At 70.7% G+C, this 7,692-nt stretch carries 7 protein-coding genes; 2 read left to right on the forward strand and 5 right to left on the reverse strand.

The features are described from left to right. Window positions 1-1,906, forward strand: a 1,906-nt coding sequence (locus ETD85_RS66460; RefSeq protein ID WP_240780102.1) for a hypothetical protein, incomplete at its 5' end; no start/stop codon positions are given. On the opposite strand, the gene mptB is transcribed toward ETD85_RS66460, so the two are convergent. From mptB to ETD85_RS58090, 3 genes are all read right to left on the reverse strand, one after another. Next, window positions 1,791-3,908, reverse strand: coding sequence for a polyprenol phosphomannose-dependent alpha 1,6 mannosyltransferase MptB (gene mptB / locus ETD85_RS58080; RefSeq protein WP_138698377.1), 2,118 nt, complete (start codon window positions 3,906-3,908; stop codon window positions 1,791-1,793). The two genes, ETD85_RS66460 and mptB, sit on opposite strands and share 116 nt — an antisense overlap. A gap of 229 nt (window positions 3,909-4,137) precedes the next feature. Continuing rightward, window positions 4,138-4,899 carry a glycosyltransferase family 2 protein gene (locus tag ETD85_RS58085; RefSeq protein ID WP_138698380.1) on the reverse strand — a complete coding sequence of 254 codons (762 nt, stop codon included), beginning with the start codon at window positions 4,897-4,899 and terminating at the stop codon, window positions 4,138-4,140. Window positions 4,900-5,002: 103 nt separating this feature from the next. Continuing rightward, window positions 5,003-5,350 carry an STAS domain-containing protein gene (locus tag ETD85_RS58090; RefSeq protein WP_138698378.1) on the reverse strand — a complete coding sequence of 116 codons (348 nt, stop codon included), beginning with the start codon at window positions 5,348-5,350 and terminating at the stop codon, window positions 5,003-5,005. A 310-nt stretch (window positions 5,351-5,660) separates the two neighbouring features. On the opposite strand from ETD85_RS58090, the gene ETD85_RS58095 reads away from it, so the two are divergent. Continuing rightward, on the forward strand, window positions 5,661-5,948 hold the full coding sequence (locus ETD85_RS58095; RefSeq protein WP_240780103.1) for a hypothetical protein: 288 nt from the start codon (window positions 5,661-5,663) through the stop codon (window positions 5,946-5,948). 214 nt (window positions 5,949-6,162) lie between these two features. Here ETD85_RS58095 and ETD85_RS58100 read toward each other — a convergent pair whose 3' ends face one another. Both ETD85_RS58100 and ETD85_RS58105 read right to left on the reverse strand, forming a co-directional pair. Then, entirely contained in the window at window positions 6,163-7,311 is a 1,149-nt protein-coding gene (locus ETD85_RS58100; protein WP_240780104.1) for a sensor histidine kinase, read from the reverse strand. A 74-nt stretch (window positions 7,312-7,385) separates the two neighbouring features. Further along, on the reverse strand, window positions 7,386-7,692 hold a 307-nt coding region (locus ETD85_RS58105; RefSeq protein ID WP_138698379.1), incomplete at its 5' end, for a winged helix-turn-helix domain-containing protein.

Raw genomic sequence — 7,692 nt, forward strand, 5'->3', positions numbered from 1 at the left:
CCCCCTGGACGAGTACGGCGTCCCCACCCCGATGCCCGCCGCAGACCGCCAAGCAGCCGTCTCCCGGGCGGACCAGCAGATCAGCGCCCTGATCAGCAAGCTGCCACCCGACACGACGATCCTGGTGGCCGGCATCTCCGACGTGACGCCGAACGCCCACCTGCACGTCGCCATCGCCACCGGCCCGTCACCGACCGGCGAGCCGTACCCCCACGGCCACCTCACCGCCACCTCCACCCGCCAGGACGGCCTGGTCACGATCACTGACCTCACCGCCACCGCCATCCAGCTACTCGGCCTGCCCGCCACCCGGGACGTGGTCGGCCGCACCTGGCAACCCGGCGGCCCCGCCCCCGCCACCCCGGCGGACACGGTGACGGAACTCGCGGACGGGGACCTGGCCAGCCAGGTCCTTCGAGAGGTACGCGGCCCGTTCTTCACCGTCCTCGTGACGCTCCAGCTCCTCTTCTACGCCCTCTCCGCCCTCGCCCTACGCCGCCGCCGCGCCGGCCGCACCATCGAGACAGGGCACCCGGAAGCCCTCGCCGCCGCCGGCACGCCCCGAACGGCACCCCAGGACGTCGCCACCCCGCTGCCCACCGCAGACCACCCGGCAGACGCAGACCTTCCCGCCACCGGCCACGCCCCTGCCTCAGTGCCGCCAGCCACCCCATCCACGCCCACAGACACAGGCACAGAAGCGGCAAAGAGGCCAGACACACCTCCAGACACCCGTACAGACGCGGCAGAGGACTCAGGCACAGCTCCAGACGTGAGCACGGCAACCACCACCGCTGCGACTGCGGCCACGCCCCCGGCCACCGAGCTGGCGAGCACCTCCAAGCTCCTCCGGGCCATTCAGGCCGTAGCCGTCGTCAGCGGCGCCATCGCCGTCTCCACGTTCCTGGCCCAGCTCGTCCCCTGGTGGACCCTCCCGGTGCCGATGCTGTCGGTGATCGTGACCATCCTGGCCATCGCCGGCCTGATCACCGCCGTGGCCTTCGCCGGCCCGTGGCGGGCTCACGTGCTCGGCCCGCTCACCGTGGTCGCCGCCATCACCTCCGTCGCCCTCCTCATCGACGTCATGACCGGCTCCCGGCTCCAGGTGAACGCCGTGACCGGCTACGAGCCCGTGACCGGAGGACGCTTCTACGGCTTCAGCAACATCGCCTTTGCCGTCTACGCGACCGGCACGATTTTGGGGCTGGCCGGGGTGGCTCAGTGGCTGCTCAGCAAGGGTGTGGCGAGGTCCGTGGTCGTGGCGGTGTGCGGTCTGTACGGCGGATTCGCGATCTTCGCGGACGGATGGCCGTCGTGGGGTGCGGACTTCGGCGGTGTACCGGCGTTCGTGATCGGTCTGGCGGTCTTCCTCATACTGCTCTCGGGCAAGCGCGTATCGGTGCTGCGTCTCCTGATCGTCGGCCTGATCGGGGCCGCGCTCATCGGCGCAATCTCGGTTTTCGACTGGCTGCGGCCCGAATCCGAGCGAACCCACCTGGGCGCCTTCGTCCAGCAGCTCATGGACGGTCAGGCGTGGACCGTCATCGGCCGCAAGCTCAGCGCCATGATCGGCGTAACCATCGGCAACTGGTCACTGACCCTCCTCTCGCTGGTCGCGCTGGCGTTCCTGTTCCTGGTGCTCGCCCGTCCATCACGCTGGGGCGCCTCAGCGCTCGGCCAGGCCTACGACCTGGCGCCGCCGCTCAGAGCAGGCCTGTTCGGGGCACTCACGTGCGCGTTCGTCGGCTTCCTCATGAACGACTCCGGCATCGCCATCCCCGCTATGGCGCTCACAGTGGCCGTCCCGCTGACGCTGGCGGCGTGCGTTCGCGCTTTGCAGCTCGCCACGCCCACACGACCAGAGCCACGGTCAGAGCCAGCAGCACCCACGCGAGCTGAGGCCTGAGCACGCTTCTGAGCCATTCCAGGTCTGCGGGCTGGCCTTCCACCCGGGCCGGAAGGTACGCCAGCGACAGGACCACCAGGTGCGCGACCACGAACCCGTCCACTGCGGAGGCCGTGACCAGGGCCAGCATCCCGAGCGCCAGCCCGTCGTACCAGGGGAGGATGTACGGGGTGGCGAACACGTACGCCACGACCAGCCCGGCCGCGACAACAGGCGCCTCCAGCCCGCCCTGGGCGGTGCCCAACCGCGCCCAACGCGACCCGACCCGTGACGTCCCCTTGCCCACCCGATCCGCCACGTGACTCGTCAGGCCGGCAGGGGTCAGGCCGCTCATCTGGCCGACAGGGTTGAGGCTGCTCTCCCGACCAGCCGAAGTGAGACCACTCGCCTCACCCGCCGAGGTGAGACCGCCCACTTGACCACCAGGGATGAGGCTGCTCGCCTGTCCGGAGCGGGAGGCCCAGCGGAGCAACGACCAGGCGACGAGCACGAGCACCAGCAGCGAGCCGATCTGGATCTCGCCCCGGTAGGCGCTGCCCGTGCCTACAACGGCCTGGAACCAGCCCTGGACCAGCTTCCAGAACGAGGCGTGTGAGATCGACTTGCTGGTGCGCGTCACCGTCGTGATCGCTTCAGGACCCACGATGGCGTATCCCATGACCACCACCGCGAGCGCGCACGCCGCCATGACCGCCAGCCGGAGGGGTCTCCTGCGAAGCTCCCAGGCCGGGCCGAGAGCGACCAGGCCGGCGTTCACCTTGATCGCCACTCCGAGCCCGAGCAGCGCACCCGCGCCGACGGGACGGCTCCTGGCCAGGAGGGCGGCCACCATGCAGGCGATGGCGAGCGTGTCCACGTGCAGGCCCGCGACCAGGTGGTAGAGCAGCAGCGGGTTGGCCGTCCACAGCAGGGCGGCCCGCAGCCGCCTGGCGGGGTCGTCTCTCGTGAAACGGTCTATGAGGAGGCCCGTCACGATGAAGGCGGCCGAGTTGAGCAGGGCCAGCACGAATATCGTCAGCCGGAGCGAGTCGCCGCCGATCCAGCTCGCCACCGCTTGCAGGGCTGTGGCCACGGGCCCGTAGACGCTCGACTCCTCGCGCCAGGGCTCTTCCACCGCGTCGGCTATGGGATCGCCCGGGAGATCGACCGCACCATGGGTGTAGGGGTTGAGGCCGAGGGTCACCATGCGGCCGTAGGCGGCGTAGTTGAGGTGGTCGCCCGAGCCTGAGGGAGGCAGGAACGCGAGGACGGCGGCGGCCAGGCACCCGATGAGCACCAGCAGGCGCGCACTCGGCAACCCCCAACGACACTCGCTCAGCACGCCCCAACGCCCGCCAAGCACGTTCGAGCCCCCACCCAGAGCGTCAGCGCGCCTTTCTTCTGTGCCCTCACGCTCTCCCGGCGTTTCCCCCCGCTCTCCTGGAGCTTCTGTACGCTCCCCAGGCGCGCGCTGGGATCTGATGTCAGCCGTAGCGGAGAGCCGAGGACCAGGGCCGGCAGAGGGCAGCGAACCAGCCCTGCCGGGCAACCCGCTGTCAGCCGCGCCAGAGGGCTCCACATCGGCGGCAGCGCGTCCCGGAGCGGTGGGAGAGGGGGTCGAGGCCCGTGAGTCGGCTCGGACGGCGGAGCGGAGGACGGCGAGCGCCACGAGCAGGCCGACGCCACCGAGGACGATCGCCGCGACAGCGAGGGCGATGGTCAGGTGCGGGGCCGGCTGGGCGTCCAGGGAGTAGGGAGGCTGCCAGCCCGGCCCTGCCAAGGCCGGCACCATGGGAGAGGAACCGAGAAGCCCGATGGCGATCGTCAGCAGGATCGAGGCCCCGATGGCCACCGTCGCGGCGATCGGCGCGAACCGGCCCCACGAACGCCCCCGCGAAAGCCCCGATGAGGGCCTCCACGGCAGCACCCGTGCCAGGGCTCGTGCCGGCGCTCGGACCGGCCCTTGCGCCCTTTCCCGCCGCGTCTCCGAAGTCACCGGGAAATTCCAGCACACTCGCGGCATGCCTTCGGCCCGGCGACATCTACCTGTGGACAACCCGCCCTGGCCGGACTGGCCTGTGGATGAAGCAGGTCACCCATAGCTGGTCGGTGAAGCGCACTCTGCCGCCGACCACCTGGCCGGGGCCCGGTGATCGTGCAGGCCGGTGCGTCCGGGCCCATGTCGCGGAGAGCCTGGCCGGCCACCGCCGTCCAGACTGCCCACCGGCCCTGCGGCGAGGGCGCGGAGGAGGTCAACGGCCGGAGCGGCGTCTGCCGAGGTTCTCGGTGATGAGGGGGTCGCGCGTGGCCAGGGCGAGCGCCACGTCCCGCAGCTGGACGGCGCGATGGAGCTGCGCCCGCCAGTCAGTCCCCGTGGCCCGGTGCGCCATCTCCACCTCGACCTCGGCGATCCGGTACCCCTTGCGCAGCAGGTCGATCGTCAGCGCCGTCTCCACCCCGAACCCGTGCGCCAGCGGCCTGGCCGCCTCGAACGCGGCTCTGGTGAGGCAGCGCTGGCCGTTGAGCGGCTGGGCGAGCTCGTATCCGGTCGCCCGGCGGATGCCCTCTTTCGACAGGCGCACGACTAAGCCATGCCCGCCGAGCTTCACCCGGGTCGAGAACTGGGCGATGGTCATGTCGGCCTTGCCCGCGCGTACGGGCTCGACGAGGGGCGCCGCGGCAACGGCCGTCTCGCCCAGGTCCGCGTCGAGGAACAGGAGATGGCGAGGGGCGGCGTCCTCGTCCAGGAGCCGGACCGCCTCCGCGCCCGTCTCCATCGCGGCGGCCTTGCCCCGGTTACGGCTGTGCCGCAACACCCGAGCACCCGCCGCGCGCGCCACCTTGCCGGTACGGTCCGACGAGCCGTCGTCCACGACCACGACGAGGTCCACACCTGGCAGGGCCGCGGCGGCCTTGATCGTGGCCGTGATACGGGCAGCCTCGTTGACGGCCGGAATGATGACCGCCGTGTCGCCACCGCGCGTGCCACCCTCCCGAGTGTCGCCATCACGCATGTCATCGCCGCTCACGGAGCGTCACCTCCGCCCGCGCGCAGGCGCGAGACCTCACCCCGGAACGCGGCTCCGCGGCCACCTCGGCCCCCTGCAGCGGATCCCGTCATGATCCCTCGGTTATGAGGAACTCCTGCGGCACCTCATCATGCACGGTGAACACCGAGTCAAGCCCGGTGACCTGCAGAATCTTCCGTACGGCAGGACGCGGGGCGGCCACTTCGAGCGCCCCTCCCTGCTCTTTCATTCGTTTGAGTGCCGACAACAGCACGTTCATCCCCGTGGAGTCGCAGAAATCCACGGCGGACATGTCGATGACCACCCGGCTAGGCCCTTCCTGCAGCAGCCGAGTGAACTCGGACTGCAGGTGGGGCGCCGTGTACAGGTCGATTTCTCCGGTTATGGCAACGAGTGCGCACCCGGCGTGTGATCGAGTCGAGACCTTGAGCTCCACATGGGCAGGCTAGCGGCGCGAAGGCTTCCGGTCACGTTGTCACGCCGATAGGGCAAGCACAGGTTTTTGTCCTCCGTTTGGGCTCCATGAAAACGGAGAGTACGCGAAGCTTGACAGCGTGACACCGGAACCGGCACTGCTTCATGGCGAAGGAGGGGCAGGGGCACGCCTGACGGGCCCCGCGTCGATGAATGCAGACAGACCCGAAGATCCCCAGCGTCAGGGGCTCCGAGAACGTTTGGAGTCCGTCCTCATCCGCACAGACAAGGCCACGTCATGGCATGACGAAGCAGGGCGCCTTCGCGGCCTGGTGAACCACGAAGGCTACGTCCCCATCCGCACCAAGCTCGCGGTCGAGGACCTCGAATTCCTCGCCGACGCCCGCACCGATCTGCTCAGGTTCGCGGAGCTCGGGCTCAGGCTGCTCGACCTCCACCAGCCTCGGGACGCGGGGGGCATCACCAGCGACACCGCGCACCCGATTTTGCGGTGCCGGAGCTGCATGTGGCGCTGGCCTTGCCCGACATTTCGGGCGATGTCGGAGTCGTTCGGCTCCTCTCTGGACGCAGCCGACCCGTCCCTCCCCGAGAGCGCCTGAAAGCATGCGCGCCAGGCACGGCCCCGAGCAGCCACCCGGGGGACGATCACACAGGCCACAGCCCGAGCAGCCACCCGGGACGACCGCGCAGGCCACAGCCCGAGCAACCCGAGCAGTCCAAGCGGCCGGCCGGCCAAGGCGGTGGACGCAGTAGAGGGACGCAGTAGAGGTCGGAGGGACGGGCGGGCGACGGCCCGGGCGGAGGCGGTGAACGTCAGCTGCCGACCAGGGGCAACCGGATCTCGAACCGGCACCCCGGCCCGTCGTTGACCACTCCGATCACCCCGTCATGCGCCTCCACGATCCCTTGCGCGATGGCCAGGCCGAGCCCCGCCCCACCGTCGGCCGTAGGTGTACGAGCGGCCTCCCCCCGGAAAGCCACCTCGAACACCCGGGGCAGATCCTCCTCGGGAATCCCCCCGCAACAGTCCGTCACCGACAGGCACGCCATCCCCTCGTCATCCACCCCTGCCCGCAGCACCACGGTCCGGTCTGACGGCGTGTGCCGGATGGCGTTGACGACCAGGTTCCCCAGAGCCCGGCCCAAGGCCCCCGCGTCGGCCTCCACAGGTACGCCCGCCGCCGCCTCGGCCGTCAGCACCACTCCCTTGGCCCTGGCCAGAGGCTCGGCCCCGGCCAGCGTGTCGGCGACGAGGTCCGCCAGGCCGATCCTGGCCCGCGAGAGCCGCAGCGCTCCGGCGTGGATCCGCGACAGCTCGAACAGGTCGTCCACCATCACGGACAGCCGCTCCACCTCAAGCTTGATCTGCCCGTGGTATCTCGCGACCGTCTCGGCGTCCGACACCACCCCGTCCTCCAGCGCCTCGGCCATGGCCCGCATGCCGGCCAGCGGCGTACGCAGGTCGTGGCTCACCCAGGCGACCAGCTCCCGCCGCGCGCCCTCCAGGGCCCGCTCCCGCGCGTACGCCTCCTCCAGCGTGTTCGCGATCGTCTGGAGCTCGGCGGGCAGCCCCTGAGGCGCCACGAACGGCAGGTCGCGCACCGCGGACACGAGCCGCCTGCTCTCCCCGACCACCCGCCTGGCCAGCACGAACGCGACTCCGAGCCCCACCAGCCCGCCCACCGCGACCACGCTCAGCACGAAGTCCTTGACCGGCCCCTCGATGATCATCCGCATGATGATCGCCACGACCCCGGCCAGGGTCGCCGCCACGGCCACCACCACGACCACGGCCAGCATCACCCCGATGGACCTGGTACGCAGCCGCCACATCACCCCGATGCCCGCCAGCGCGACCAGCAGCCCGAGCCCGGCGGCCACGGCCACGACCATCGGCAACTCCCCGACGGCCACCGCCGCAGGCTCCCCCGCCAGGAAGCCCGCCCTGAGGACAGGCCCCACCGCCGGAAGACCCCGCCCGTGAACAAGCCCCGCCGCAGAGAAACCCGTCCCAAGAGCAGGCTCCAGCGCCGAAATCACGACCCGCCGCCGTCCAACGGCTCGTACCGGTACCCCACACCCCACACCGTGACGATCCTGCGCGGCTCGGTCGGATCGGGCTCGATCTTCTCCCTGAGCCGCCGCACGTGCACCGTCACCGTCGACGAGTCCCCGAACGACCACCCCCACACCTGATCGAGCAGCGCCGACCGGCTGAACGCCTGCCGGGGATTACGCATCAGGTACGCCAGCAGGTCGAACTCCCGCGCCGTCAGCATCACCTCCTCCCCCCGCAGCCGTACCTCGTGGGCCCCCACGTCGACCGCCAGATCCCCGTCCCGC

This window comes from Nonomuraea zeae, assembly GCF_005889725.1.
Classification (GTDB): Bacteria; Actinomycetota; Actinomycetes; order Streptosporangiales; family Streptosporangiaceae; genus Nonomuraea; species Nonomuraea zeae.

Excerpts from the sequence above, each read along its gene's own strand:
- mptB (WP_138698377.1), bottom strand. The coding sequence starts at position 3,908 with ATGCCGCGAGTGTGCTGGAATTTCCCGGTGACTTCGGAGACGCGGCGG.
- ETD85_RS58085 (WP_138698380.1), bottom strand. The coding sequence starts at position 4,899 with ATGCGTGATGGCGACACTCGGGAGGGTGGCACGCGCGGTGGCGACACG.